The organism is Variovorax sp. Root411 (assembly GCF_001425205.1).
GTDB lineage: Bacteria > Pseudomonadota > Gammaproteobacteria > Burkholderiales > Burkholderiaceae_C > Variovorax.
In genome coordinates this window covers 201,409-228,020 of the sequence record NZ_LMDW01000021.1, presented here as the reverse complement: position 1 = coordinate 228,020, position 26,612 = coordinate 201,409, and the positions used below count along the sequence as shown (strand labels likewise).

At 63.0% G+C, this 26,612-nt stretch carries 18 protein-coding genes and 2 pseudogenes; 1 reads left to right on the top strand and 19 read right to left on the bottom strand.

The window, feature by feature from the left end; genetic code table 11:
- Positions 1-286: 286 nt before the first annotated feature.
- From ASC92_RS27795 to ASC92_RS28855, 5 genes and pseudogenes are all read right to left on the bottom strand, one after another.
- Positions 287-1,549 carry an IS256 family transposase gene (locus ASC92_RS27795; protein ID WP_157609161.1) on the bottom strand — a complete coding sequence of 421 codons (1,263 nt, stop codon included), beginning with the start codon at positions 1,547-1,549 and terminating at the stop codon, positions 287-289.
- A 639-nt stretch (positions 1,550-2,188) separates the two neighbouring features.
- Entirely contained in the window at positions 2,189-3,049 is an 861-nt protein-coding gene (locus tag ASC92_RS27790) for a prephenate dehydratase (RefSeq protein ID WP_056522772.1), read from the bottom strand.
- 277 nt (positions 3,050-3,326) lie between these two features.
- Positions 3,327-4,277, bottom strand: coding sequence for an ArdC family protein (locus ASC92_RS27785; RefSeq protein ID WP_056522736.1), 951 nt, complete (start codon positions 4,275-4,277; stop codon positions 3,327-3,329).
- An 888-nt stretch (positions 4,278-5,165) separates the two neighbouring features.
- Positions 5,166-5,509 (bottom strand): annotated as a pseudogene (locus ASC92_RS29540) (DUF2958 domain-containing protein); the annotation flags it as partial.
- A gap of 629 nt (positions 5,510-6,138) precedes the next feature.
- Complete coding sequence (locus ASC92_RS28855; RefSeq protein ID WP_157609158.1) at positions 6,139-6,315, bottom strand: hypothetical protein; 177 nt, start codon at positions 6,313-6,315, stop codon at positions 6,139-6,141.
- 234 nt (positions 6,316-6,549) lie between these two features.
- Between ASC92_RS28855 and ASC92_RS27775 the strand changes: the two genes are divergently transcribed.
- On the top strand, positions 6,550-6,894 hold the full coding sequence (locus ASC92_RS27775) for an H-NS family nucleoid-associated regulatory protein (protein ID WP_056522733.1): 345 nt from the start codon (positions 6,550-6,552) through the stop codon (positions 6,892-6,894).
- A 445-nt stretch (positions 6,895-7,339) separates the two neighbouring features.
- On the opposite strand, the pseudogene ASC92_RS28850 reads toward ASC92_RS27775, so the two are convergent.
- The 14 genes and pseudogenes from ASC92_RS28850 to ASC92_RS27715 all read right to left on the bottom strand — a co-directional run.
- Positions 7,340-7,586: pseudogene (locus ASC92_RS28850) on the bottom strand (transposase); the annotation flags it as partial.
- 63 nt (positions 7,587-7,649) lie between these two features.
- Positions 7,650-8,270 carry a hypothetical protein gene (locus ASC92_RS27760; RefSeq protein WP_056522722.1) on the bottom strand — a complete coding sequence of 207 codons (621 nt, stop codon included), beginning with the start codon at positions 8,268-8,270 and terminating at the stop codon, positions 7,650-7,652.
- Positions 8,271-8,398: 128 nt separating this feature from the next.
- On the bottom strand, positions 8,399-8,785 hold the full coding sequence (locus ASC92_RS27755) for a chorismate mutase family protein (RefSeq protein ID WP_082519756.1): 387 nt from the start codon (positions 8,783-8,785) through the stop codon (positions 8,399-8,401).
- Between the two features lie 10 nt (positions 8,786-8,795).
- A complete protein-coding gene (locus ASC92_RS27750) occupies positions 8,796-9,845 on the bottom strand; it encodes a Bug family tripartite tricarboxylate transporter substrate binding protein (RefSeq protein ID WP_056522719.1) in 1,050 nt (349 codons plus the stop codon).
- Positions 9,846-10,527: 682 nt separating this feature from the next.
- Entirely contained in the window at positions 10,528-11,361 is an 834-nt protein-coding gene (locus ASC92_RS27745) for a tetratricopeptide repeat protein (RefSeq protein ID WP_056522716.1), read from the bottom strand.
- 119 nt (positions 11,362-11,480) lie between these two features.
- Entirely contained in the window at positions 11,481-11,630 is a 150-nt protein-coding gene (locus ASC92_RS29150) for a hypothetical protein (RefSeq protein ID WP_200936052.1), read from the bottom strand.
- 67 nt (positions 11,631-11,697) lie between these two features.
- A complete protein-coding gene (locus ASC92_RS27740) occupies positions 11,698-11,892 on the bottom strand; it encodes a general secretion pathway protein GspL (protein WP_235506031.1) in 195 nt (64 codons plus the stop codon).
- A 193-nt stretch (positions 11,893-12,085) separates the two neighbouring features.
- Positions 12,086-12,346, bottom strand: coding sequence for a hypothetical protein (locus tag ASC92_RS28845; protein ID WP_157609157.1), 261 nt, complete (start codon positions 12,344-12,346; stop codon positions 12,086-12,088).
- A gap of 201 nt (positions 12,347-12,547) precedes the next feature.
- The gene (locus ASC92_RS27735; RefSeq protein ID WP_157609156.1) at positions 12,548-13,138 is read right to left on the bottom strand and encodes a hypothetical protein; all 591 of its coding nucleotides are present in this window, start codon (positions 13,136-13,138) and stop codon (positions 12,548-12,550) included.
- A 210-nt stretch (positions 13,139-13,348) separates the two neighbouring features.
- Positions 13,349-15,106: a ShlB/FhaC/HecB family hemolysin secretion/activation protein gene (locus tag ASC92_RS27730; protein WP_056522708.1), complete on the bottom strand. Its 1,758-nt coding sequence runs from the start codon at positions 15,104-15,106 to the stop codon at positions 13,349-13,351.
- A 2-nt stretch (positions 15,107-15,108) separates the two neighbouring features.
- Positions 15,109-15,705, bottom strand: coding sequence for a hypothetical protein (locus ASC92_RS27725; RefSeq protein ID WP_157609155.1), 597 nt, complete (start codon positions 15,703-15,705; stop codon positions 15,109-15,111).
- A gap of 30 nt (positions 15,706-15,735) precedes the next feature.
- Positions 15,736-16,167, bottom strand: coding sequence for a hypothetical protein (locus ASC92_RS27720; RefSeq protein ID WP_157609154.1), 432 nt, complete (start codon positions 16,165-16,167; stop codon positions 15,736-15,738).
- 185 nt (positions 16,168-16,352) lie between these two features.
- The gene (locus tag ASC92_RS28840) at positions 16,353-16,904 is read right to left on the bottom strand and encodes a hypothetical protein (RefSeq protein WP_157609153.1); all 552 of its coding nucleotides are present in this window, start codon (positions 16,902-16,904) and stop codon (positions 16,353-16,355) included.
- 6 nt (positions 16,905-16,910) lie between these two features.
- Entirely contained in the window at positions 16,911-26,207 is a 9,297-nt protein-coding gene (locus tag ASC92_RS27715) for a hemagglutinin repeat-containing protein (RefSeq protein WP_082519755.1), read from the bottom strand.
- Positions 26,208-26,612 lie beyond the last annotated feature (405 nt).

The window sequence follows — 26,612 nt, the reverse complement described above, 5'->3', positions numbered from 1 at the left end:
CCGCGCATGGCGCGTGGCGTTCGCTCTGCTTCAACACGTCACCGACATCACGCCTTAAACCACCCAGCCGTCAACCACGGCCTCGAGCGGACTATTACGAAGCAGGCGCACCCGATGGCGGCTTGTGGCTTCAGGGCAGTACCGGTCAGCGCGACCTCCCGGGGGAGTGTCCGAATTTCTGTGTTCGAGGCGGGTTGCTGAATTCGTCTTCGCTTGAAGTTCTTTGAACAGTGGGCCCCTGCCAGGCCGCCGGAGGCGCCCCCGGTTGGGCCATGTATTTCATGGCTCAACCCTGCGAGCGAGCCGCCTGCGTGAAGCGTTCCTCGTAGAGTATGGCGAACTGATTCATCGCTTCCTTCCAGTTGTGCGCGGCGCGCCCCCAGTCGGCCGTGATGTTGCGCAGCGCCAACCAGATCAGCTTGGTCGCCGCGTCGTCACTGGGGAAGTGCCCGCGCGACTTGATGATCTTCCTGAGGCGCGCGTTGATGCTCTCGATCGCGTTGGTCGTGTAAATCACCCGGCGCACCGCTGGCGGGAACGCGAAGAACGGGATCACCCGGTCCCAGGCACGACGCCACGCAGCCACCACGGTGGGGAACTTGCGGCCCCACGGACCCTGTTCGAAGGCTTCCAGTTCGGCCTGAGCGGCCTCGGCGCTCGGGGCCGTGTAGATCGGCTTGATCGCCGCGGCCAGCAGTTTGCGGTCCTTCCAGCTCGCGTAGTCCAGGCTGTTCCTGATCAGGTGCACGATGCACGTCTGCAGCGTCGTGGCCGGGAACACCGCGCCCAGCGCCTCGGGCATGCCCTTCAAGCCGTCGGTGACGGCGATCAGGATGTCGGCCACGCCGCGCGTCTTCAGGTCGTTGAAGACCTTCATCCAGAACTTCGCCCCTTCCGCGCCCTCGATCCACAGCCCCAGGATGTCGCGCGTGCCGTCGGGCAGCACGCCCAGCGCCAGGTAGATCGCCTTGTTGCGCACCACCGCGTCCTCTCGGATCTTCACGCGCAGCGCGTCGAAGAACACCACCGGGTACATCGGCTCCAGGGGCCGGGCCTGCCAGGCGCCGACCTCGGCCATCACGGCGTCGGTGACGCTGCTGATGAACTCGGGGGACACCTCCACGCCGTACTGGTCGGCCAGGAAGCCTTGCACCTCGCGCACGGTCATGCCACGCGCGTACATGGCGATGATCTTGTCGTCGAAGCCAGTGAATCGCCGCTCGTGCTTGGCGATGAGCAGCGGCTCGAAGCTCGCATCCCGATCCCGCGGCACGTCAATGCGCAGCGGCCCGTCTTCGGTCAACACGGTCTTGCCAGTGCTGCCGTTGCGCTGGTTGCTCACGGCTTCGGGCTTGGCCGTGCCGTTCGGGTAACCCAGGTGATGGCCGAGTTCGGCGCCCAAGGCGCGCTCGATGAGCGCCTTCTTGAATGCCATCGACGCGGCGTTGACCGCCTCGCCTGTCATCGGCCCGCTCACGAACTGGTCAAGCAGCTCCTTGGGAATCTTGGGCAGCGCCGCGGACTTGGCCGCGATCGCCGCATTCTTCATCTTCGTCTTGCTGATCGGCATACATGCTCCTGGTCGTCATGCTATGCCTCGCACACAAAAATCAGGACAGGCTCCCTCCCGGTCGATATTTTTCGCCCATCAACGCATCTCTGTTCAACGCTGAGCGCCGGCGTTCGAGATCGTCCAGGACCACCAGGCGGTCCTTGCTCGTGTCGGACCCTCTACGTCCCCGCGAAGGAGCCGAATGCATTCCGCTCGAACGGCGAGAGCCCCTTTTGATGTAGCGATGCACCGTGCTCTCCAAGTGATGCCCCGTTTGCCGCTGGATCGCCTAGTTTGCACGCCAGCTCTCGCTGCAGCAGTGACCAGTCCTGAGCGCAAGCTGTGCGCCGAAAAGCCGCTCGGATCGAGACCGCAGTCGCGCATCCGCCGCATCACGCCGCCGACCGCTGCCCCACTCACGCCCCCGCCGAGTTTTCCATACCGATCTACCTGAACCCAAGCGTGACCCTCGCCGTGCGGTATCCCTCGGGCTTGCTGATGGGCGCGCCGACGAAGATGTCATAGCTCAGCTTGCTCCATTGACTGCGCACGCCGATGACGGCGCCCGCTAGGTTGCGGCCGAGCCGGTGCCGGGCAGACCACTCCCCGCAAAGCGCTGCGGCGCCGCGCCCGCGTTCAATACCGCCTCGGATAGGAGCCGAGAAGCCGGAACTCCGCACGGTCCGCCAGCAGCCTGGCGATTTCCGGCTGCGAGGCATGGCCCACGACGTCGATGACATAGCGGTGCCCATCCAGTGATTGCTTGCCCGGGCGTTCGTAGACCGCCAGTACCCGGGCCGACTGCGCAAGCGCCTGCAGCGATCGCTGAAAGCCTTCTTCGTCGACGGTCAGCAGCAGCGTGGTCTTGTCATGGCCGCTGGGTGCCGGGATCGCATGCCCCAGCACCCACCAGCGCGTCGTGTTGTGGGGCCCCTCCTCGATGCCGCTGACGATCGACGTGAGGCCGTAAAGGCGGGCCGCGCCGGGTGGCCCCATGGCGGCCATGCCCGACGCTGCCCCTTCCGCCACCGACTTCGCCGCAGCGCCGCCGCTGGCCGCCGGCTGGCGTTCGACGTCCGGCATCTCCAGATCGAGCCAGGGCTTGACCTCCTCCAGCGCCACGGGGTGCGCGAGCACCGTGCGGATGTCCTCCTTGCGGGTGCCGGGCTTGACCAGCAGGCTGTAGCCCAGTGCCTTCGGGTACTCGCCCACCACATGCACGGTCTCGAGCGCCAGCACGTCGTCCAGATAGGGCGTGGCCCCCACCACCGACGTCGTGGCGGGCACGCAGGCCTTGGCCACGGTTTTCGCGCGCAGGGCCTTGAAGAGCGCCTGCCTGTCGAGCGCGACCAGATTCGTGTCGCCGAACAGGTCCATGCAGGCCTGGTGGGTCCAGCTGCCTGCCGGTCCCAGGTAGGCGATCTGGGCGCTGGTGATCGAGGAGACGCCCATGGCGAGCGTGGCCATCGTGACAGCGCAAAGGGAAAGGGTTTTCATGAGTTTGAACGGCACGGGCAACAGATGGAGAGAAGCGCACGGGTCTCCAGCGCACGCCGCATCGAGATCCCGGCGTTGGAGGCCCGCGCGTCTTCACGACGGAAGCAGCGATGATCCGGACGGCGGGCGTGCTCCGCAACGCATGCGCGGCATGCACTTTCCCGAAGGCCGCCATGCCCGAAATCCAGGGGCTGGCAGCCAACGCGTTGCATGACGCGAAACAGACCTGCGCCACGCCCGAATGCGCGCCAGCAGGTCCCGAGATCGTCGACATCCTTCATGCGCCCTGCGCGCCGGCTGCGGACTCCCCAAGTGCAGGCATCTCCCGCGCCGCGATGAACGCGAAGGCCTCCTCCGCGAGACGCGCCGCCGTGAAGATCGCCGTGCGGTCGCCGCGCAGCACCTGCAGCCAGGCGTCGATGTAGGCCGCATGCCCCTCGACCGTGGCATCGACCAGCCCGCAGTGCCCCATCACGAACGCACTGCCCAGCTCGGCCACCAACTCCTCGAACGCATAGGCCGCGTCGCCGAATCGTTGCCCGAAGCGCCGGTTCAACCGGTCGGGATGCCCGGTCCAATGCACCAGCTCGTGCAGCGCCGTCGCGCACTGCGCCTCGGGACTGGTGAACTGCCGCGGCCACGGCAGCCGGATCTCGTCAAGCGCCGGCAGGTACGCCGCCCGGTCGAAGCCGTGGCGGATCGTCGCATTGCAGCCGCCCAGCAGCCGCATCGCCCGCTCCACCGGACCCTGCACGTTCGCCGCTGGCGCAACGACACCGAGGTCCACCACTTCGAGCGGCAGCCCGTCGATCTGCGCCACGTTGAACAGCCAGAACGGCCGGCACAGCAGCACGCCGGCACGGGCACCGGCGTCCGCAGCCATCGCCTCCTCGTCCGTCCCGCCTTGCGAGAGGACGTCATCGGCATCGCCGCGACGCTCGCGCGCCCTGCGCTCGAAGTGTGCGCACAGCACGCCGCGCTCGCCCTTGCGCACCTGGGCACCGAGGCTCTGCGCCTGCCGATAGGTCAGCCAGACATTGGACGCATAGCCCGCCTCGATCGCCGCCTCCCAGAGCAGCAGCACGTTCGCACCGCGGTACGGCGCGCCGGTCTTGCCGTTGCGAGGCGCCCCGCGCGCCGCCGCCCGCGTCCAGCGGTCGCGGAACACAGGCCCGCCCTTCTCCAGCATCGCCACGATCCGGTCGGTCACGACCTGCCGCACATCCATGCGGTCCCGCCCCCGCGCAGCGGTGCCTGCGGATCCGTCCGGACTCTCATCTGCTTTGGGTGAGTCCTCGGGGGGTACGGGGGGAACGCCCGTGGCTGTCGGATTGGCCGGGTTGTGCGGGCTGCCCGCATCGCGCGGGCTGGAAGTCGAACTGGCGTGCATGACTGGGCCTTTCTGCGGCATGTGCCGCGGTGGTTGAACATCTGCTTTCGGAGCCGCCTCGACGCATGGACAGCGCGCGACAAGGGCCGATGTCCAGGGACCGCCCGCAAGCCGCAGCCGAGCACCGCGAGGACCGGGTGAGGACGGTGGCAAAGCCCGTAGCCCTGGACAGCGGCCCGAGCGCGCTATGCGTCGGCCAAGAGGGGGGCTTCGAACGCAGAGACACCGCGAACGGGCCGCAGGCACCTGCACGCACCGCCAGCGCAGCGCCGCCGAAGGCGGCACGCCATCGAGCGCCTGCGAAGCACGCGTCGCCGCCGTAAAGTCAGAAGGCGCTGAACGCCCAGGCGGACGGTCTGACCGGTGACCGCCGTGCATGCACGGCCACGAGCCCCCCATCGCTTCCCGCGGTCAGCGTCTTGCACCAACCGCCGAGGCGCCCCGATCCAGGCGCACGGTGTTCCGGCACCGCGCGCCGCGCGCGGGTCACGCAGACGCAAGACATCCGAAACGGCGCAACGGTCGGGCACCCACGAAGGCTGGAGCGATTCGGCCGCCGAGGCCACTGTTCGAAGTCGGAGTCGACAGCAGCCTCGAAGCTCGCCCTGCGTGCGCGCACGGCTGGACCAATGCACAGCGAAGACAGGGAGCGAGACAGCGAGAGAGGAGCGTCGGAAAGGACCGCGACAGGATGAAACAGAAAGAAGGCCTCAGGCCTGGATGCGACCCTGCCATGCGCGCCTCTTTCGCGAAGGCGCTCAGGCGCTTGCCGGCCCGGAAGTGCGGATCCTGTTCAATCGGCAGGCCCAGCATGCCGCGCACCTCGGCCAGTTCGGCGAGGCTCACGCTTCCCAGCTCGGGAAACCGAGCCCGAGATTGCAGAGCCCGAACGCGCTGCCGTGGTCTTCGGGGTCGACCTCGGTCAACAGCCAAGTGGCGCCGGCGTCGGGCGTGAACAGCTTGACCACGGGAATCGGATCGAAATTCGCCTGCACCCGGGACTGCGTGCCGTTGGCCGGCAGCAGCTCGAACTGCACATCGGTGATGAAGGGAAAGCTCAAAGCAGCCATGTCGTTCTCCTTGAACGGTTACGGGTGGGATTGCCCGGGACCGCCCCCGGGCACGCCGCAGCACCGCAGTCAGGGTTCGAAGACGGCCGCAGGCCGCCAGCGCGCCAAAAGAGCGCCCGCAGACCTTGACGGCGAGAACGGTGTGCCACGCTCCAGGCCGCAGCAAGCCACCCAGCCCCCATGCCTTGCCTCGCTTTTCCCGCGCCCTTTCCTCTCTGCGGGCCGGGATCTTGGACCGCCTCTCACCGGCGATGCCCTGGTCGACGACTGTGCAGGTTGCGCTCTGCGAGATCCATCGCTCGCGAGATGCTGGTCGACGTCGGCATTGGGGCCGCGCGTTGCATCCTCAATCGAACTGATCTGCCCAGCGATAAGGCCAAGATAGGCAGGCGATGATTGAGTAAATTCCGGTTTTCAGGATTTTTCCCTCCAAAGCTCTGAATGCAATAACTCGCTATTCATTGAACTAAAGTCGAATTTGAGGCGACGTCCTGACGCGGCTGCCAGCGTGGTCTTCCAGTGCGCGCACATCGACTGGCATAGGTTTCACCTTCCACTGCGCATGCGCTCGCGAACGCGGGCGATCGCAATGGATTTATCTTGCCGGAAGCCGCGCATCACGACAGCAATCATCTGAGCGCGCCGCCCGAGATGGCGTACAACAGCGGCTCGCCCATACAGGGAGAGCACTCCGTCGTGCTGCCAGAACCGACCCAGCGAATCGAAGCGGGGCCGAAGGTGGTGCTCAGACGCAATGCGCTCGACACCGCAACTTGCATCGATGAATGCTCGCGCAGGGTGTCCATCTATGGATCTTATCGTCTGGCTCGCTGGGGTCACCAGAATTAAGCCGCCTTGACGTGTATCGATTTCCGAGACCACATCGCCACGCGACGATCGATTGACCGATTAACGATGTCCCGGTTGATACCGAGTCCACCAAGCGCGGCATACCTGCCACACAGGACCAGCGGTTATCCGAGTCTCATCCATTGGCATGGGTGTATAAACATCGCTTTAATTGCAAAGCGATTCACCCAATGGCCAAAACATACCTTGAAGTACAAAAGCAGATTCAGCAATTGCAAAAAGAAGCAGATGCGCTGCGTAAAAAGGAAGCGGCTGGCGTCCTTGAACGCATCAAGGAAGCGATCCTGATTTATGGATTCACTGCCAGCGACTTGGGGGTGGACACAAGCGGCGTGAAGGCTCCGAAAGGTCGCAGGGTCAAGTCCACCGTTTCCAAGCCGAAGCCCAACTTGGATAGCGCCGCTCCGAAGTACAAGGACGATCAAGGCAATGTCTGGGGTGGGCGTGGGCCTCGGCCCGCCTGGTTCAAGGCTGCACTTGAGAGTGGCAAGACGGCGGAGGAACTGGCTGTTTAACGCCTTGCGATGGCGATGTACGCGGCCTTGGCCGTTGCCATCGCTCTGCGCTGGAATGAACAGACCATGACGCTTGATCACCGAGTATTTGTTGCGTTGAAGCGGCCACCCAGGTACGAGGACGTGCACGCCGAGTTGGTCATGGAAGATGCGATGCATCAGGATTGGCCGTGGGAGCTCCTATGCGACGAAGGGCACCACCGTCGTCGTCGTGATTGACCGTCCGGAGGGATACGAACGGTCTTCCGCAACCGAAGTTGCCAAAGGCGCGCTGAAGGAGACTTGGCCCATGTGGTCATTTCTCAAGCGCAGCAAGCCTGCCGGCTAACAGGGCTCCGCCAACCCTGACAGGGACCTCGATCCGGAGAGTGGACGTGACCGCTCGTCGCATCCTCCGGTTTCGTCATCTGCTGGAAGCCCATGACTAGCTATCGACATGCGGCGCGCCGCGATAGCCCCAGTCTGCCCACACCGCGTTTCTATGCCGTGCAGCAGATCGCTCACCTGCTCCATGTCCGCCTCGTTGGCTACAGCGGTCGACACCGTGTGCATCAGCCCGGCATCCGCGTCCACACCGATGTTCGCCTTCATTCCGAAGCCCCGCTGGTTACCTTCTTCGCCTGGAGCATCTCAGGGTCTCGTTCGCCGCTCTCGTTCTTGGTCGAACTGAGCGCCGCAATGATCGCGCGTTCATGTTTCCGACTTAACCATCACGTGCATCGGAGCTACGCCGCGGCACGACGGTGAACCACACTTCAATTGCCGCCTGGCTCCGCCGATCGCTTGATCCGCGCCCGGAACTGCCGTGCGACTGGACTGTCGTCCCAGACGACGGCCCTGCCATCGTCGACCGCTTGGCGTCCGTAGACGATCCATGCATCGCAGACGGTGCCGATGGGCTCAACCACCTCGAAGCGTTCTGCATGCGCCATCGCGAAGGAAGTGAAGACGATACCCGCGCTGTAGCGTCCTTCTGTCAGACCGGACTGGACAGCAAGCACCGTCGGCTCGTGGACGATGATCGGCCAAGCGGAAAGGTCGGCATAGCTCTGCGTTGCAGTCTGCACACCCACCTTGCCAGCGCCCTCCCCGCTTCCCATGGACCGCACCAGCGCCATGGGCTGGCTGGGAGAAATGAAGGCGTCGACCACCACCATGGCCGTGCGATAGGTGCCCGTGATCTCGGCCGCGGCCGGATGCACGGCGCACTGAAGCAGGTAATCCGCCTCCCCGGCGATCAGCGCGCGCGCGCCGCTGTGGAAGTCGTCGAACAACACGATGCGGCAGGCTTGCGCAATGCCATGCGCGGCCAGGTACTGCTGGAGAACGAAGTGATGGTTGCTGCCCTCGTGGCCCAGCGTTGAAAAGATCAGCATGTGTTCGCCTTGGCTGTGCCGCATGACGGTGACAGTGGGTCGGCCTCGACGGTCATCTGCGGGGTTCGCGGCATACGCGAGCGTCGGCAAAGCCGGAACCAGCGATTGCTCGAGCGCAGACAAGCGACTCATGCAGATGTCGAGGGCACGCCGATGATCTCATCCTCAAGCCGGCATGTCTCCGTGATGATCAGTTCGTAGAGGGCACGCAGGAACGCCGGGCTTACGCCGTGCTCGGCGGCAAAGGCGGCCGCACGCTCCTGCACCACGCCGATGCGATGGGGCTGCATCATCGGAATCGCATGGTCGCGCTTGTGCAGTCCGATCCGGCAACAGCAATCGAGCCTGCGCCTTACGGTCTCGAGCAGCGTTCTGTCCAAGCCGTCGAGTTCGTCGCGCAGCGACTGCAGGATCCGTTGGGCGTCCTCGTGGCTGCCGGCATCAGCCGGGGTTGTGTCGTGGACCGCGGCTGCAGTTTCCTGGCGCCCGCTCGGGTGCCCTTGTTCTGAATTCATGGGTATCTCCTTATTCGAGCTTGATGCCCTGGCTCGCGATGATCTCGGTGAGCGTAGCCGTGTCGGCCTTCACCCGGCGTACCAGCGCCTCGCCCGAGATGCCAGCGGCCTCGTAGCCGTGTTGGAAGAGTTTCTGCCGCACCTCTGGCAGGCGAATAACTTCCGAGAGAACCCGGGTCAGGCGCTGCACGATGGGAGCAGGCAGGCTGGCAGGCGCCGCGGCGGCGGTCCAGATCTCGAGTTCGAAATCCTTGAGGCCCGCTTCCTGCAGGGTCGGGTAGTCCGGCACGAGTTCGGAGCGGCGCGCGGAGGTCACGCCGATTGCGCGCAGCTTTCCGGCCTTGACCTGCTCCTGGGCGAGGCCCGGCGGAAGGAGCGCCAGTTGCAGTTGCCCTCCAACCAGACCCGTGATGACCTGCGGATTTCCCTGATAGGGCACATGCACGGCGCCGATGCCCGTGCGGGCCTTGAAAAGCTCCATACCGAGGTGGCCGATCGTGCCGATGCCAGGCGTGCCATAGCTCCACTTGCTCCCTGCGACGCGAGCCGCCTCGAGGAAGCCGCGGGGATCGGCGTTCGAGACCTCCGACGTCGTGGCGAGCACCAGTGGCGCCGTGCAGATGATGCTCAGCGGCGCGAGGTCCTTCTGCGGGTCGTAGGAAGTCGCCGGATTGAGGATCTTGGCGATCGTCATGTTGCCGTTGATCAGGATGCCGACCGTGTGCCTGTCGGTGGACTTCGCGACGATGTCCGCGGCGATGTTGCCGCTGGCGCCTGGATGGTTCTCGACGATCACAGGCTGGCCCAGCGCCCTCGCCATGGGAGCGGCCAGGATGCGCGCCACGAAATCTGGCGACGAGCCGCCGCCGAAGCCGACGACCAGCCGCAGCGGTCGCGTCGGCCAGTTCAGGCTCGCCGGATGGGCGCTCGGGGCGCCCGCCGGGCCGGGACCGAAGCGATTCGCGCCTGACGACTGCGCGCAGGCGGTACCAATACAGGCGAGCGCGCCGAAAAGACATAACAGACGAGCGGCACGCGTTCGAAAAACCAAGAGGGACATGGTAAGACCTGATGAGAATTGAAAGCCAAGTCTTGCTTCCACAACGTGCCGAATCAACTCCTGCCTAGTGCGCAAAAAGCTCCGCAGGGCATCAAGGCTGCGAAGACCCGATTTGCCCACGAGCAGGGCGAGGCCACCGCTCGTCGCACTTGCTTGTCATGCAAGATCGTTGTCGCGCGTCACGCTGTGTGCGCTGAGCAATCTGCGGATGGTGCGCGGCAAATTGATGGAAACCGAGGCATAAGTGCGCGTGCCGCGCGGCAAATGCGCGCGTGCGGGATGAATCAGGCAACGCATTGCCCGAGCGGAGTTCCGGCAGGCTGCAAATCAAGCTCAATCACCGGGCATCGTCTCGCTCGAAACGGTGACCCCGCAGACGCGCATCTCAAACCGCTTTGTGCAGGACATCCCTTGCGGAATAAGCTGGACAAGTAGCGCGCCGGGGAAGCAAGCGGCGGCTTTGAGAGGCGGCTGTCCTCGTGTTGCAGGCATCTGGCTGGGTGATGTGTGCACCGGGTGCCTTCATGCCGTTTTTTTTTGAATCTCTTGGAGGTGAAAAGCCCGCAAGTCTGGAATCATCACACGGGATTCTGGTCGACGGGATCACGCTGCTCGGGTCGCATCGAAATATCTGGCGAACCCAGCCGAAGCAGCGACCGCCCGGTTTCGGCCGTGCCTAGCCTTAGGATCTCGGGCCATTCAGCAGCCTGCCGCTGACGGCAAGCTGAAAGGCGACGAAGTCGGCCTGTACGAAACCCAGCCGCTCTTGGAAGGCAATCGTTTCAGCCCCCATCAGTTCCGCGTAGGTCTGCATCAGGACGCAGGCGTGGACGTACTGCGAGGCGTCGAGGTAGGCCTCGATTGCCGTCCGATAGACGGCATAGTCCCCGTTCTCTTTCGCGCCGCCATAGGAAAGCTTGAGCAGTGCCCGTGCCTGCCAGATCGGATCGCCGTCGATCGTCGATGCGCTGGCTTGGCCCTGCAACCACCTGAGCGGCTTCGTCGCACGACTACCAAAGGATGGAGGCGCAATGATCGCCCTGAGGGCCACCGCGAGCGCCTCTTCACGTCGGCCTAGCCGGACGTATTGGGCCCATAGAAGGCAAAGCGCATCGGTGTACTCCGGCAGAACGTCCACTGCCTCTTCCAAGAACCGCACGGCATCGTCTACGGCCTGCGCCTGCACTTTTTGCTTCGCAAGCTCGAAGAGGGCACGTGGCGAACGTGCATCCTCGTCAAGCGAAGGAGGCTCGGGGTAGTCGTCCCCCGCCCTGGCCAGCGCCGCGAGGAACGACGAAAGCGAAGAGTACGTGGGCTGGATTCGCCATGAAGCGTGCCAATTCTCGACCACGATGGGCTCCCGCGCTTCCAGTCCGACAGGCCAGTAAAGCCCAAAGGTATCGCCGTTGCCCAGTTCTCCCTCAGCGAAGGGGCGAAAACCCAAGGGAGGGTATGGCGTGCTGTAGCGCCAATCCTGGTCAAGGCTGACCTCTGAAATCTGCGGCGGAAAGAGCATGGGTCGAACTGTCGGTCATTCGGAGTTGGTGATGAGTCAGGCAGATTCTGGAGGTCGTGCGAGCGTCCACAGTCGGCCTGGCACTTTCACAGCGGCTGCGGCGACGGCGTCCACTGCCGTCAGTCGTCCTTCCGTCCAAGGGCCAAGGAAATTGCGACGCCCAGTGCCAAGCCAATCCCGATTCCCATGGTCACGTTGTCGATCATCACGCCTATCGTGACACCGATGGCCAAACCCGTTCCGACGCTGAGACCCTTCGCCTTCTTCATGCGGACAGTTTATCCATGAGCCTCGTAGCGCCTGCGGTGAGTGTCGCCCTGCTGCGTACGGGGTGCTTCAGTCGGTCGGGCCGCTCTTCATCTCAAGCCCCTTCAGGCAAGCATCTGTTGCGCGATGAGAGGCCTGCGCAAAGCAGCGCGCAGCGGCCGTGCGGCCCGCAGCTTCTTGTGCTCGGCGCTGGTCAGCGGCTTCGATCTGATGGTCCATGAGCCATTTCATCAGCAGCACCATCGCGATCAGAAGGCCGATCAAAGCCCCGACCAACGTCCCCTTCCACTTGCGTGTTCGGAGCTCGGGTGCGCTGGGGCTGTGCCTCGTTTCCATTGAAGCTGCATGCCGCAGTGATGCGCCACCATGGATCTGGCGTCGCTGTGGCGTCTGCACCGCCGCCGCTCTGGGCGCTGGATCGGAAACCGCAGGTCGCCGACGCGCGCTGGATGGATGTTCAGTTCTGGCCGGCATTCGTTGCCTCGGATCCAACAGCAAACGTCGCCACCTCTTTCAATTGCCTTTCACGCTCGGCCATCGCCAACTCCTTCGCTTTGGCGTCGCCATATTTGGAGATCGGGAGGATCTTGTGCTGGGTGACATTGCCAGCGCGCATAGGTGCCATCCACGCCTGAGGCTGACCCTCACGTCCCATGCGAAGGTGCACGCCCGAGACACCAGACGTGTTGCTGCGAAGAATGAAGCCAGTGCTCGGCATCGAGCCATGCCGGTGGCAATCACCATGGCCTCCGGCTCGGCCGCACAGCGCTCCAGGAGCTTCCGGCCCTTGGCGTCCAGCAAGCCGAGAACAACGCCGCGTATTTGCGTCCGCTGCCTTTCGCGCTCCCGATGGCTTCCCTTGGGCCCCGTCGTATGCCTTCAACAAGGCAGCAACTCGCGTTGAGCAAATGCGCATGAATTAGAACCGAGCAACTGCCGGAGGATACTTTCTGCGCACCTCCTCCTGTGTGATGAATTTGATGCACATGGGGGACGCCAAGTCGGGAGATCGTCCCTGCAATGGCACCGGGGTCTGTGGTCCGTCAGCCTTCTCCTTCATCATCACCACGTCGCATTTCTCTGCCGAGATTTCTTTGCCGAAGAAGGTGTCACCCTTTGGATCGATGAAGCGGTTGCCTGCAAGTCGATAGCGCGCGCCGCTCTCCGGACGAAATGAAAAAAGGATTCGGCAGATCTTGCCAACCGACGGTGATGCGTATTCCATGATGACATCCTGGTCCGTGCGCAGGAGATGCACCTTCGACGGATCGGTGCGCGACGACACCGCACCCAGAAACGATGGACCTTCCGCAAGCTCCTGAGAATGGGTCATGCATCCTTTCTCGTCGAGCAAGAGGATGCGAACGCGATCGTTCGTTTCGATCCTGAGCTCCGCGTGAGGCTCGTCTGCAGTTGGCGTGCGATAGCCCGCCAACTGGCATCCACTCAGTAACACCACGGCGGCGAGAAGTGGAATGGAGAACCAGTGTGTTCCCGGTTTGATTTTCATTCTTGATCTGCAAAGAGAGGCTGGGCCGTCGTCGGGTGGAAGCGAGTGCCGTGCCGCGTGTTACTCGGACTACCCTGATGTGCAGCCGTCTGACGGCGTCTTGCCTTCCACCGTGGTTTCAAGAACTCGATGGAAAAAGGGCCGAAAACGGGACCACCATACTGCCAGAGGTAAGACTGCTATCGCCTTTATGAGGCTGCCATTTTTGGATCAGAAGCTTGCATTGAGATTGAATCCGAGCGTGACCTTCGCCGTGCGGTAGCCCTCGGGCTTGCTGATCGGCGTGCCGATGAAGAAGTCGTAGCTCAGCTTGGTCCACTGGCCACGCACGCCGATGACCGCACCGGCGAGGCTGCGGCCCAGCAGGTCTGCCATGGAGCGTCCGCCGACGTGGCCGTAGTCCATGCCCGCGTACAGCTCTGCCCCGCTTTGTCCCATAGCCCACCCGATGTCGTTGCGGATCAGCATGCCACGCTCGCCCATCAAGCTCGTCTCCCCATCGAAGCCGCGGACCGTGTAGCGCCCGCCGATGGCGAAACGGTCCTGAGGTGTCAGCGGCGTGCGGTTCCATTGCGCGCGGATCAGCCCGGAATAGCGCAGCTTCTGCTCGCCAAGCTTGAACGGGGCATTGAGACTGACGTCGGCGGTGTACAGCTTCAGGCGCGAGGTGCCCTCGCCGAACTCTTCTTCGGGTGCCGCTTTCGAGCCGAAGCCGCCGGTGCCGCGCTTGTAGGCCAGCGTGCCTTCGAGCGTTGCTTCACCGATGTACTCCTTGTGGTTGAGACTGAGCTCCCAGCCACCGACCACGCGGTGCTGCACCTCGGCCTCGGTGTCGTCCACGAAGTTGCGCGACTCGCGGCGCCAGCCCTTGAGCGCCACCGTGGTCTTGCGGTGCTGGTCTCGGTAGAGCAGGCGCGAAAGCTTGACCTCGGCGTTGTTGGTCTTGCCGGCATAGACGTAGTCCTGGTTCAGGCCTGCCACGCTCTGGTGGTACTGGCTGTTGGAGGCCGTGAAGCCCAGCATCCAGTAGCCGTACGGCAGCGAGTAGTGAACGGTCTGGCCCTCGGTGCCCTTGGCCGGATCGCCGAAGAGGTGATTGTTGAGGTTGTGGTTGGCGCTGACGTAGAACAGGTCGTTCAGGCCGAAAGGGTTGTCCAGGGACAGCGTGGCGCCAGCCTGGTAGCGGCCTGTGGCTTCGGTGCCGCTGTCGTCCAGGCTGAAGGTGACACGCCATTTCTTGGCTTGGACATACTTGACGACGAGGTCGCTGTCGCCGGGACGCGCGTTCGGTGCGGTCGAGGGTTCGATCTGGATGTCGGCTTCGGCGGTGGGGGCACGCTTCAGGTTCTCGAGGCCCTGCTCGATGTCGCGCAAGTTCAGCAGGTCGCCGGAGCGTGCGGGGACGGCCGTGGCCAGCAAGGCGGAACTGCCGAGCAACGTCGATGAAGAGTCTGCGGTCGTGCGGATGGCGGCGATGCGGCCGGGTACCAGCGAGAGGGTCAAGGTGCCGGCAGAGAGGTCCTGCGGGGCGGCGAGGACTCGGGTGGTGACGAAGCCACGTGCGATGACGGTTTGCTGCGCGCGTGCCAAGACCACGTTGACGCCCGTCGTGCCCAAGCAGCGACCAACCGGAGAGTCGTTGCCATCAGGCCCCGACAGATCGGCCACGGCCCACTGGAACGATTTGGCTTGCTCGCCGACCAGAAGCACCCTGTCGATGCGAAAGCACGGGGCCTCGGATTCAGGGATGCGCTGCACTGGCGTCGGTGGCGCAGCCTGCGGTCGCTGGTCGACGGTGCGCTCGTTCTGCTCGCGCAGGGCACGTTCGCGCTCCTGCTGGCGCTGCTGCTCGACGAAGGGTTGCGGCGTGGTCGGCGATTGCTGACCCAACGCCGCCAGCGGCGAGACAACAAGGGCTGCGGCCACAGCCAAGCGCGTGCGCCGAGGCACGCTGTTGAGGTGGCTCATGATCAACGCCTGAACTCGACCGTGCGAACCGCGGAGGGTTTGCCTGAGAAACCGGTCACCGTGCCATCGGCGCCGAAGAGGATGTCCACCGGCTCGTCTTCCTGGGTCGTCCAGTAACGCCACGTGCTGGCGTTCAGGTCCTTGGTGTCGTTGCGCGACGGGTAGCTGAGCGACATCAGCACCTGGGGCCGGGTCATGCCGACGACGACCTTGGCGGCGTACACAGCCTTCTGCACCTCGGGACTCCAGGTGGCAAGCGTCAGTTTGGGGTCCGTCGGAACGACGATCTGGCGCGTCCAGCGCAGCATGTCTTCCCTGCTGCGGGCTGTGTCGTCGCGCAGCGAGACGTAGTCCCCGCCAATGGTCCCGTAGGCATAGCGGTCGCGCTTCACGGTATCGAGCACCACGGGCTCGCCGACGGGCACGATGGGACCTCCCAGCATGTTGGCACTGGAAACCCAGCCGTAATCAGGGCGCAAGTTGCAGCAGGTGTAGCCGGTGATGGGCTGGGCAAGCTTGGTGGCGCAACCGGACAGGAACACGCTGGCGATCACCGCGAGGACAGCGGCAGCTTGTGGGAATGGGTGTGACAGTTTCATTCTCATTTTTTTCTTCGAAAGTCGTGGCTCTCAGAATCGACCACTGTCCTTGGGGTTGTGAACGATTTGGATCAGCACGTCGGGCGTGTAGGCCTTGGTCCGGGATATCTCCGCGATCTCTCCGCCTGCCGCCCCCGCAAAGACCAACACGCCTTGACCCTTGTAAGCAAGGTAGTGGCGCCACCGATCGGTTCCGTTGTACGTAGGGATCCAGGCCTTGCCGGTGTTGCTCACCGTTTCAGCATCAGGCTTGCCCATGGTCTTAACGGCCTGTGCGTAGGTCATGCCGGGACGCAGTTGCGAGATCGCAGTGCCCGGTACTGGCTGGCCGACCACCGTGCGTTCTTCGTCCTCATCTGCGGCTACCAGCGCGCGACGCGTGGGCTCGTACAAAGGCGCAGTTTTGCAGGCGGCGAGAGCCATACACACCAGCGTGAAAGCAAGAATAGTTCGATATTTCAATTTGATTTTTCCTGGTATCGCATAAATATAAAAATCTGACACCAATTCCTCGCTGAAATCTCGTCAATCAAAATAAATCAATGCCGACCCTACATGCCAAGAAAAGCGGAGAACCTGAGGGGTTCACGTGGATTTATCTTCAAAGGCCAACGGACGCCAGCCTTTCGTAAAATCTGCAGGGAAAATTATTTCGAAGGATGCGACCGCAACAAGGCCTTTAACTCGGGGATATCAAGAACCTCGGCGCGCTCGTAAATGCACGTACTATCTTTGACTTCGGGGCGTTGCGGACTTGCACAGGCGCCGAATCGCTCTGGAGCCAGTTGCAAGTGACTTGTAATTTTTTCCGATCCAGTAGAAATCTTCTCCTGCACTTGCACTATCAATCTCACAAAATCTTCATCGCTCCCGATAGCGGTTGAATAAATTGAAATATGCAATTGACCGGGGCTCATCAAATCCCAAGACATGCCCTGAGCATCATCCTTTTTCTTCCAATGCATACGCTGTACATTTGACGCATCCGCATCCTTTCCAGCCTTCATCCCAAGCGCAGCAGCCACCCTTCCAATTTCTTGGAATAAGGCATTTGTCGACCCAGGGGATGTGACTACGTCATACGAGACGGAAACTGGAACTTCTCGGACGACAAAATTTGAGAGCAAATAGATTGCGGCACAAATAAACGCAGCAACGGCGACAAGCGCCGTGGCACGATAGATTTTTAAAAGCCTCATCGCCTATCAGTTGTTAAATTCAATTGAGCCCGCACGAATTTGCTGCAGAACATTCGCCCTATTGGTCACGCCAAGTGTGTTGAACATGAATGTTCCAGCTGTCGAATTAATTTGAGAAACCATTTTCGATGGAACCTCCCCCCAGTCCTTATTCACGCCTGCGCCCACGGTCATGATTCTCACATTACCTTTCGAATCCACATCAAGATATCTCATGATATAGCCGTCATCAAATGCGTGCCCGTCATTTGTTCCATTAATAATGACAGTGCCACTGGATAAAAGCCATTGAGAGATCTTATTGCCTCCTACGAGAACCAAATTCTCTTGCATATTTCCGGGAGTAGAACAGGTTTGTTGGCCAGGCGCAGAATTGCATGCAAATTCTTTCTTTGCCGCTTCCAGGCAACCAGCTTCCGATGTGTTGCATAGAATTGGACTGGTTATGGGTCCATAGGCATGGTAGCCGGGGGCGGATTTATCCCATTGAATCGACAGGCATTTGGTTGCAAGGCAATTGTTCATTACTTCGTTAAAGGCCGTTGCTGCACCGGAAAGTCCGCCTCCTACTGAAGCGCCGAGAGAAGCGCTGGCGACTGTAATGGCTGCTGCTCGAACAGATGGCGGCAATTCAGTCGCATTGATTGCGGCCGCGATATAGGGTACGGAAAGAGAATTCATTGCTGCACCGATGGCCCCTCCTGTACCCCCGGTCAGCCCTCCGATTGCGGCGTGTAATGCAGCGCGGTAGACCCCACCTTCGTCCCATTTGGCGGCCTCCTCAATCAAGGCTTGGCGTGCAGCGGGATCGTCGGTTTGAGCAGCTTGACGTAGTAGCTCTGCATTTTTGTCATTCGCATAGGCCCCTCCGAACTTGGATGCCTGTGAGCCGAACTGAGCGGTAATTTGGATCTGCGCATCAATATCCCGCATTGCATCACCGGGATTCGTTTGGCGCAGTGCATTGGTGCTGTCTACGCCGGTTCGCACCGCAGTATTGCCTGAAATCCCGGAGACTCCACTTTGCGTCGTACTGATTCGATTGACATCTTTGCTACCGATGCCAGCGCTGCCCGAACTCGAACCCGAAGTACTCGTGCTGAACCCAACGCTGTATCCACTGCCTTGGAAGGTATCGTGGTTGACCAGGTCAGTCATCGTCAAGCTGCCTGTCGCGAAGCTGTTCCTGCCTCCATTCACCGCCGTATCGGTACTGCCAATCACGCCGCCCACAAGGTTGGTGTTACCCGCCACGTTGACAGCAAAGCCGCCGTCTCCCGCCAGGAACCCGCTTTGCTGTGTCGCGCTCGCAAAATTACCGTCCCCGCGCATGTTGTGGGCATTGACGCTCACGCCGCTGTCGCCATAGCAATACCAGGCGCAGATGGTGGCGTTGAAGCCGCCCCCGCTGTTCTGGCTGTGGTACGTGCTGGTGTCCTGCAAGGTCTCGATGTGCAGGTTGCCTCCCACGTCGGCATTGACGCGGCTCCCGGAAACCGTGGCGCCCCGAACGGTGGTGTCACCGCCGCTGGTGATGTTGACCTGCCGACCCGCAGTAACGGTGGTGTTCGTCCATGCGCCGTCGGTGCCGTTGTCACGCCCACTCTGGCTTCCAGCGGCCACCTCGATCGTCATGCCGTTGCTTTGCCCGAATGTGAAGCCCACGCCGATGCTCGCGCTGCTGCTGCGGCTGGTAGAGCTCTGCTCCCGCGTGTTCGCCACCGCCTCGAGCGTGACGTTATTGTCTGCCGCAAGGCTCACATTCTTGCCTGCGCTGATCTCACTGCCGCGCACAAGGATGTTGGAGTTCTGCCCACCTCCCGTTGCCGTGATAAACATATCGCCTCCTGCCAGTACACGCGAGCCGGTCGATGTGTTGCTGCTTTGGGTGCTGGTGGTTTCGCTCGAACTACCGCCTAAGGTCAGGGTAGCGCCCGCACTGACAGCGCCAGACCCCGCTCCCGTCGCTGCGGCTTGGGAGATGTCCCGGTACGCCGAGTAGCCGCTGAGTGCCATGCTAGCCGCACCCAGTGCTTTCATCCGGTCGTCCTTGGTGTCCTTCATCGCCTGGGAGGTGTCTTCCAAGTTGCGCAACATGTCGATCAGCGGCGCCTTGAAGCCCAACGTGATGCCGCTCTGCGAATAGCTCTGCGTGCTTTCGCTGCGGGCGGTCTCACGAGCCTCCACAATTTGCACGTCACGTGCGCTGATGCTGACGTCTCCACGTGCAGCAATCACATCGCTGCCCACTTGCCGATACTGATTCCCGGCGCCAATAACAACATTGCCCGAGATGGAACCAACCGTACTGCCGACAGCGATCGTTTCATCCGTCTTTTTCGTGCTTCGCGTGTCCTGTCGTCCCCAGGTCCAGCCGGAGCCTCCATCGAACATGCCGGTCCTTGACTCTTCGCGAACGTACTGACTGTCACGGGTCTGCGTCGCAGCTTCGATCGTGACGTTGTTGCCGGCCCAGAGCTCCGTGCCCTTGTCACTGACGACATTGGAACCCCGGATGCGGATGTCGTTGCCCGCGTCCAGGACGACAGTCTTGCCGCCCAGGCTGCTTCCAGTGACCCCCGTCGAGTTGAAGCTGCCTTGCTCGGTGCGCTTCCCGTCGCTTCCCGAAGTGCGAAGCCCCTCATTCAGTGCGCTTGTCGACTGGCCAGCATCGATGTTGATGTCACGCTTCGCCGCGACGCTGAGTTCGCCGTCGCTGCTGTTGATGGTGGCAGCCCGTGCATTCACGTCCCGCTTGGCGGACAAGCTGATGTCGCCACTCGTCTCGATGCGAGTCCCGACCTCCTGCGTACTGGCTTCCGCGCGGTAGTTGCCCGCGCTGCGGATGGAAGCGTCTTGTCTGGCCGTCGCGACCGTGCCGAGGTTCACATCGCGGCCGGCCGATATGTCGGTCGTCCCCTCTTTGCCGCTGTTGGAGATCAGTGCACCAATGAGGTTGACATCCCGTCCCGCCGAAGCGACCAGTTCGCCCTTGGGATTGCTCACGTACAGCCCGGCCACCCGGTCCACGATCGTGCCACCGCGCATGCCCAAGGCCCCGGGCGTGAAGTCCAGCGTCATGCCACTGCTCATGGTGGTGCGCACGTTGATGTCGCGCCCCGCCTCGATCCTCAGCTTGCTGTCAGCCTCGATGATCCCGCCGATGTTGTTCAAGTCCCTTCTGGCCTTGAGATCGACGCTGTCGCCCGAGATGCGGCCGTTCAGGTTCTGGATGTTCTCTGCCGTGATGCTGACAGTCTTGCGCCCGGCGACGGTGCCGCTGTTGACGAGATCACCGTCGAGCTTGATGTTCACTTCCTTGCCGGCGAGCAAAGCGCCCGAGCCATCGATGTCTCCGTTTTTTACGCGCACGTAGACCTGCGGAACCAACACGCGCTGCGTGCTGCCGTCCGGCATCGTCACGGTCTGCTCCACCAGCCAGACGATGTCGCTCGTGAGCTGCGCCATCTGGGCGTCACTGAGCGCGATGCCGGGACGCAGCCCGTACTGGCGCGCGAACGTGACGCCAGCGTCCATCAAGGCGGCGTACTGCTTTTCGTCGCTGTCGTAGCCATCCAGATAGCGCCCTCCCGTGAGCTGCGCCACTTGCTCGCGGACGAGGCGCTGTTCGTAGAAGCCATCGCCCAGACGCTTGAGCGTGTTGTTCGGGTCGAGCCCGAGGTTGTTCAGCAGGTAGTCGCTGCTGAGCCAGTTGCGATAGTTGGCAAAGCGCGGATCCGTCTCGATCAGGAAACGGCTCGACGCTTCCGCATGTGTGCGAAACAGGCTGGCGGTGGGCAGCATCACGCTCGGCGCTGTCGTGCGCACGATCTGCTCGGTCGCGCCGCTTGCGGCCAGCTTGACCTGAATGATCGGATTGACGGTGGCACCCGCCGCGCCTGCGCCCGCGGTGGGCCCGGTGCCCGACGGACCGTTGGGGGTGGCTGCATTTGCGCCATTGGCGCTCGCAACGCCCTGGTTCGTCTGCCCGACGCTCAGAGTACCGGTGCCGGTTCCACCGCCATTGACCGCGACATTGCCCTCCTGGCGCGCTGCAGCCAACGTCACGGTGATGGGAATGCTCGAGTTGTACGGCGTGGGCATCGGCATGTCGCCACTGCCGTCGTTGTAGTACTGCGTGCCCGTGCGGTTCTGGGAACCTGCGACTTCGAGATTTCTGTTGGCGATCGTCCCGCCGGTCACGTTCAGCGCACGGCCGGCCAGGATCTGGCTCATGTCGTTGGTGCCGCTGCCGACCGCGATGTCCATCTTGCCGCCAGCAATGATCCGTGCTGGCGCCGATGTCTGCAGGACCGGAATGGTGCTCGAATCGGAGTACGTCCAGGAGTAGTACGCCCGGGCGTAGTTCTGATAGACGTCCGCGATGAAGGCGGCCGTCGCAGTGTCCAGCCGCTTGTGGGCGTCCAGATAGGCCTGTGTCTGCGCATCGCCTGATGGCGTGTCCGTGGGCGGTGGTGTGACACCAAAGGTGGCCCAGATGGGGTCGGTCCGCGCATACCAGGCACCAGGCTCCGTGAAGGTTTCGGTGAAATCAGTTCCCACCTGGCGAATACCGGTGAGATCACTGCTGTTGCGCGGCGGGTTCGCGTAGTAAGCGCTGAACAGGGAAAGTGGGTAGTTGGACGAGGGGACCAGGAGCCCGGAGAACTGACCGATATTGGGTCCGCCGGCCTGGCTCACGAAGCTGGGCCAGAGCACGCCCATCAAGTGTTCGAAGTCGACCGAGGGTCCCTGCACCGTCACGAAGACCAGTTGATCGGCGGCGTAGCGCGTCGAGCTGCCAGGCAATGCGTACTCGGTGCGCGGAGCGCCCGCCTGACCGTTCTGCATCGTCCAGGTCACGCCACCGTTGGTGTTCTCCAGCACATTGACCTTGATGCTGGCATCGTTCGTGGCTTCGATGGTGGCCGCACGATTCCTGAGCACATCCGCCGAGCCGCTGGCCTTGCCGTTCACCAGTTCACGGCCGATGGCGAGATCTCCGCCGCTGAAGATCAACGCACCGTTGCTGTTGTTGAGCGCGACCGCGCCGATGTCCAGTTGCGTCCGCGCTGCGATGGTGCCTGCGGTGGCAACGCCGTTGATCGTCTCGGCGTCGTTGTTCAGGGTTCCCACGGCGATGGCGATCGTGTCGCCGTAGATGCGGCCCGTACCGTAGTTGTTCAGCGTCCCCGCATTGATACGCGTGGTGCCCCCATCGATGACGCCCCGGTTGGTCAGCGTGTCCGAGGCGTTCAGCGTCGTGGTCTTGCCTGCGATGTCGCCGGTGACGGTGTTGTTGATGTTCTTCGCGCTGAGCGTCAGGTCGTTGCCGGAGGCAAGTCGGCCACTGTTGGTGATGTCACCGCTCGTGGTGATGCTCAGGTTGTTGTTCGCAATGGTTTCGCTGCCCGCGGCAAAGGAGATGTCCTTGGTCACCGTCAGCTCCATATCGCCTTGAGACAGGAGCTTGCCGTCCCATGTGACGGACCCCGCATCGAGAACCACTTTTTGGCCCGCCAGCAAAGTGCCGCCAGTATTGATCACCGCGAGACTCCTGGTTGCACCAGGATCCTCCACGGTGAGTATCTTTCCGGCAGAGACGAGGCCCGTCGTGTTGTCGATCGTTGCGCTGCTGGTCAGGGTGACGTTCTCGTCCGCGCGGACCGCACCGGCCTTGTTGACAATGGACTGCGCGGCAATGCTGACGTTCTTGCCTTCGATGCCTTTGTCGCCGGCCGACGTCGTGCTGTTGGTGACGGTGGCGCCACTCAGCACCACATCCATGTTCGCCCGCAGCAGGCCGTTCGTGTTGTCAAGGGTCGCACCGGCCGTGGCGATGGTGAGGCCGCCTTGAGCCTGTACTTGGCCGCCGTTGTTCTGGAAGCCATTGGTGGTCAGGAGAACATCGCTCTCGCCGACGATCTGGCCACCATCATTCTTCGCAAGCCGACTGGCAGAGGCGTTCAGTTGTCCCTTGGCGCCGATGTAGCCAGCGGTGTTGTCCAGTTCGCCCGTGGTCAGGGTCAGTGTGTCACCACTGGCAATGCCTCCTTTGCCGCCCGTGAAGCCTGCGGCTTTGGTGTTGGTCAGCTTCGCGCCGTTCGTGTCGATGTCCAGCGCACCGCCTGACTGAATCAGGCCCGATTCGTTGTTCAGGGCACCCGATCGAACGGTGACGCTGCCGGTGGCGACCAGCGTACCGTTGGAGCTGTTGTCCAGATCCTTGCCGGTGGTGTTGACCAGCAGGTTGTTGCCCGTGATCTTGCCGGCCTGGTTCATGAGGCCGGCGTTGGTCAACACTGTGTCGCCGCCCGCCTGCATGGCGCCACGGGTATTGGTGGTGACGCCGGTGGTGGTGATCGCCAGATTGCCATTCACCGCGGCCACGGCGCCGTCGGTGTTGTCGAGGCTGCCGGCAAGGACGGTGGTGCCACCGTTGGCGGCGATGGTTCCGCCCACGTTGGTTGCGGCCTTGCTCTTGTCTGCATCTATGCCGAGGTTGCCTGTCGCAGTGATTCGGCCCGCATCGTTGTTGAGTCCGTGGGTGGAGAGGGTCGCGTTGCCCCCGGCGAATATCACGCCACCCGCGGAGTTGTCGATCTGGCCAGCAGCGGTCAGATCGAGATTGGAACTGCCCGCAACTTGCAGGGTGCCTTTGTGATTGGTGAGGCTGCCGACCGCGATGACGGCATCACCGTTGCTGGAGAAGATGCCGCCGGAGTTGTCCAGCGAGCCTCCCACCACAACGCGCGCTGTGCCGCTACCGGTCTGCACGATCTCACCAGTGTTGATGTTGGCGAGGTTCGAGGCGTTGATCTGCAACTGGCCGGCATTGAGCTTGCCGGCATCATTGGTCAGCGTCTGGCCAGGCTGGGCGTTGGCCGTGACGCTCAGGGTGCCAGGTGTGACGACCGTGGCCCCGCTGGTGGTCACGTTGCCTTGCGTGGCCGTGACCGCGATGCTGGCGGCACTGGTCTGGCTCGACGACAGGTCGACGCTCGCGCCTTGCAGCGTGGCGTTGCCTGCGGCGAGGTTGGTGCCATTGGCGACCAGCGCACCGGAAGCGGTCACATGCAGATCGCCGGCTGCACCGAGCTTGCCGTCGTTGCCCACGCCGGCGCCGAGCACGCCAGCGGTGCTGGAGGCCACGCTGCCTGCCGCGACCGTGGTGTTGCGCCCGGCGGTGATGCTGCCGTCGTTGGTCAGGGCGTCGGAGACCGAGAGCGTCGTGTCGTTGCTGCCCCGAATGGAACCGCTGTTGCTCAGCGAGCCGGCTTGCACCGAGACGTCCGTACCTGCCCCGATGGTTCCGCCGCTGTTGGTCAACTGGTTCGCAACGGCGAGTTGGGTGTTCGCGTTGGCCGACTGGATGCTGCCCTGGGTGTTGTCCAGGGAGGCGGCGGTGAGCGCGACGCTGTTGTTGGCGACCAGGGTGCCCGAGGTGTTGTTGACAGCCCCCGCGACGCCTGCGGTCAGTGCTCCTGTGGCCGAGACGGTGCCGCGCGTGTTGTCGACCTTGCCGCCCACGCTCAGGTTGGCATCGCTGTCGCTGGTGAGCTTGCCGTCCTGGTTGTTCAGGTCACCGGAAGTGGTGATGTCGAGGCTGCCGCTGCGCAGCGTTCCGGACGAGTTGTCGAAGGTGCCGAGGTTGGCGGTGAAGGCGCCGGTGACATTGATGGTGCCGCCCTGGTTGGAGAAGCTCGGCTGGTTGAGTGCCATGCTCGCGACGCTCAGGGTTCCGCCGTTGTTGACGAGGTCCGCGGTCTGCAGGGTGATCGGGCCGCCTGCGTAGATCTTGCCGCCATCGTTGCGGAGGGTCCCTGCTGCGGTGACGGTGCCCGGCGATGGCGGGACGTATGGTGCGGGCGTGAGGGTGCCGCCAGTGGCGGTGCCTGCATTAGTGCCGCCGCCCGTGGTGGGCGTGCTGGGGCCGGTGGTGCCGCCGGTGGTTGTGCCACCGCCGCTTCCGGTGCCAGGGGTTGAGGGAGGCGCCGCCACCGGCTCCAATCCGATGACGCCACCGCCGGTGTTGCTCAAGACCGGCGCGCTCAGCGCAAGGCTGGCGTTGCTGGTCTGGCGGATGGTGCCGCCGCGGTTGTCGATGTCGCCCGCTGTGCTGGCAAGCTCGAGCCGCGCACCTTCGAGCGTGCCGCCGGTGCCGTTCAACGCATTGGCCAGGTCGCCCTGTGTCGTGATCTTGAGATTACCGCCGCTGGCCACGCGACCGCTGTTGGCCAGGGCCACGGCCGAGAGGTTCGCGTCAGCCGTGGCCTGGATCGTTCCGATGTTCTCCAGGCGACCGGCGCTGGTGACTACCAGTTGGCCCGCGCCCGCCAGGGCGGTGGCGCCGGGCGAGGCCTGGAGGGTTCCGGCGTTGCGCACGCCGAGACCGGCCTCGGTCCCGATCAAAACGATCTTGCCGGCGTACATGCCGCCAAGTGCGGCCACGTCGAGGGCAAAGGTAGGCGTGGCGCCAGTGCCTGTGGTCGGCGTGACTTGGCTGTGATCGGCAGACACCTGGTTGGCGCCGGTCACGACTTTGAGTTCGCTGGCCCAGATGCCGGCATTGGCCTGCACGGCACGCGCCAGGATCGCCGCGTAGTCGGTCTTGCTGGCATCGAGGCCCGCGCCGTCGATGGTGATGGTGCCGCCACGCACGAGGAAACTGTCGAGATTGCCGAGCGCATTGAACTGCGGGGTGCCCGTGGTCAACGTAGCGCGGCTCGCGTTGATGAAGCCACCGCCATCGACGCTGATGCCTGCCGGGTTCGCGATGATCACCTCGGCCCTGCTCCCGCCCACTTCGATGTAGCCGCGGAGCTGGCTCGGATTGCCGCCGTTGACTTCGTTGAGGATGATGCGCGCCGGACCCGTGGCCAAATATGGATTGCCTTGGATGAAACCGCCAAGCTGCGTCTGGACCGTCGTTCTGCTGTTGTTCAGGATGGCGCCATTCGCGCCCACATTGAACTGGTTGTAGATGTTTCTGGAGACGCCTGCGGCGCTCGGGGTCTGCACGTTGATGACGGGCACACCGTTCGGTGCGACCAGCACGGTCGGACGCAGGTTACCGGGGACATTGGGCGCTCCGACGATCTGCGCGTGGGCGGACGTTGTGAGCATCCCCGCCAACGCAGCACCGATCAGCATGGGCGCGAAAACCACGGCCCCCACCACCGCACCGCTTGCCACCGTGGTTGCCTTGGAAGCGCCTTTGCCCGTGCTCGTGGCCGTTTCCTGAACCACCATGCGCATGCCCCGAGCGGCATTGAAAACGATACGGTGCAAGTGGCGATTCACGTTCCGAACTCCCTGAGAATTTTGACTGATGCGACGGTTTTGTATCAAAACGCGTCGAAGTCTGATTGTCAGGGGTCAAGAGGCCTAAACAGACGGCCGCCGCCTGTCGCCCCCGTGCATTAATTCACAAATGGAGAACAGGCAAATCTCAAGAATTCTCACGTCGATACTTAGGTATTCATTGTTTGAGTTGGAGATCCTGTGCGGTTTTGAGCCGAAGAGCCCAGGACAATACAAAAGTGACACAACGCTTCGTTCAATTGCCCGAGGCTTTGAAAAATCAATTCGACAAAAACACCCCGGCCTGCCGGCCCGCTCTCGATGGATTTCACCCTACGCGAGCGCTTCGACGCGCAGCCAGAATGCCGCCAAGCCGAACATCGTCTTCATCCTCAACTTGAGAGC

What these genes read in the sequence shown, in the direction of transcription:
- ASC92_RS27795 (WP_157609161.1), bottom strand. Translation starts at nt 1,549, where the DNA reads ATGAAGAATGCGGCGATCGCGGCCAAGTCCGCGGCGCTGCCCAAGATT.
- ASC92_RS27790 (WP_056522772.1), bottom strand. Translation starts at nt 3,049, where the DNA reads ATGAAAACCCTTTCCCTTTGCGCTGTCACGATGGCCACGCTCGCCATG.
- ASC92_RS27785 (WP_056522736.1), bottom strand. Translation starts at nt 4,277, where the DNA reads ATGGATGTGCGGCAGGTCGTGACCGACCGGATCGTGGCGATGCTGGAG.
- ASC92_RS28855 (WP_157609158.1), bottom strand. Translation starts at nt 6,315, where the DNA reads ATGGACACCCTGCGCGAGCATTCATCGATGCAAGTTGCGGTGTCGAGC.
- ASC92_RS27775 (WP_056522733.1), top strand. Translation starts at nt 6,550, where the DNA reads ATGGCCAAAACATACCTTGAAGTACAAAAGCAGATTCAGCAATTGCAA.
- ASC92_RS27760 (WP_056522722.1), bottom strand. Translation starts at nt 8,270, where the DNA reads ATGCTGATCTTTTCAACGCTGGGCCACGAGGGCAGCAACCATCACTTC.
- ASC92_RS27755 (WP_082519756.1), bottom strand. Translation starts at nt 8,785, where the DNA reads ATGAATTCAGAACAAGGGCACCCGAGCGGGCGCCAGGAAACTGCAGCC.
- ASC92_RS27750 (WP_056522719.1), bottom strand. Translation starts at nt 9,845, where the DNA reads ATGTCCCTCTTGGTTTTTCGAACGCGTGCCGCTCGTCTGTTATGTCTT.
- ASC92_RS27745 (WP_056522716.1), bottom strand. Translation starts at nt 11,361, where the DNA reads ATGCTCTTTCCGCCGCAGATTTCAGAGGTCAGCCTTGACCAGGATTGG.
- ASC92_RS29150 (WP_200936052.1), bottom strand. Translation starts at nt 11,630, where the DNA reads ATGAAGAAGGCGAAGGGTCTCAGCGTCGGAACGGGTTTGGCCATCGGT.
- ASC92_RS28845 (WP_157609157.1), bottom strand. Translation starts at nt 12,346, where the DNA reads ATGCCGAGCACTGGCTTCATTCTTCGCAGCAACACGTCTGGTGTCTCG.
- ASC92_RS27735 (WP_157609156.1), bottom strand. Translation starts at nt 13,138, where the DNA reads ATGAAAATCAAACCGGGAACACACTGGTTCTCCATTCCACTTCTCGCC.
- ASC92_RS27730 (WP_056522708.1), bottom strand. Translation starts at nt 15,106, where the DNA reads ATGAGCCACCTCAACAGCGTGCCTCGGCGCACGCGCTTGGCTGTGGCC.
- ASC92_RS27725 (WP_157609155.1), bottom strand. Translation starts at nt 15,705, where the DNA reads ATGAAACTGTCACACCCATTCCCACAAGCTGCCGCTGTCCTCGCGGTG.
- ASC92_RS28840 (WP_157609153.1), bottom strand. Translation starts at nt 16,904, where the DNA reads ATGAGGCTTTTAAAAATCTATCGTGCCACGGCGCTTGTCGCCGTTGCT.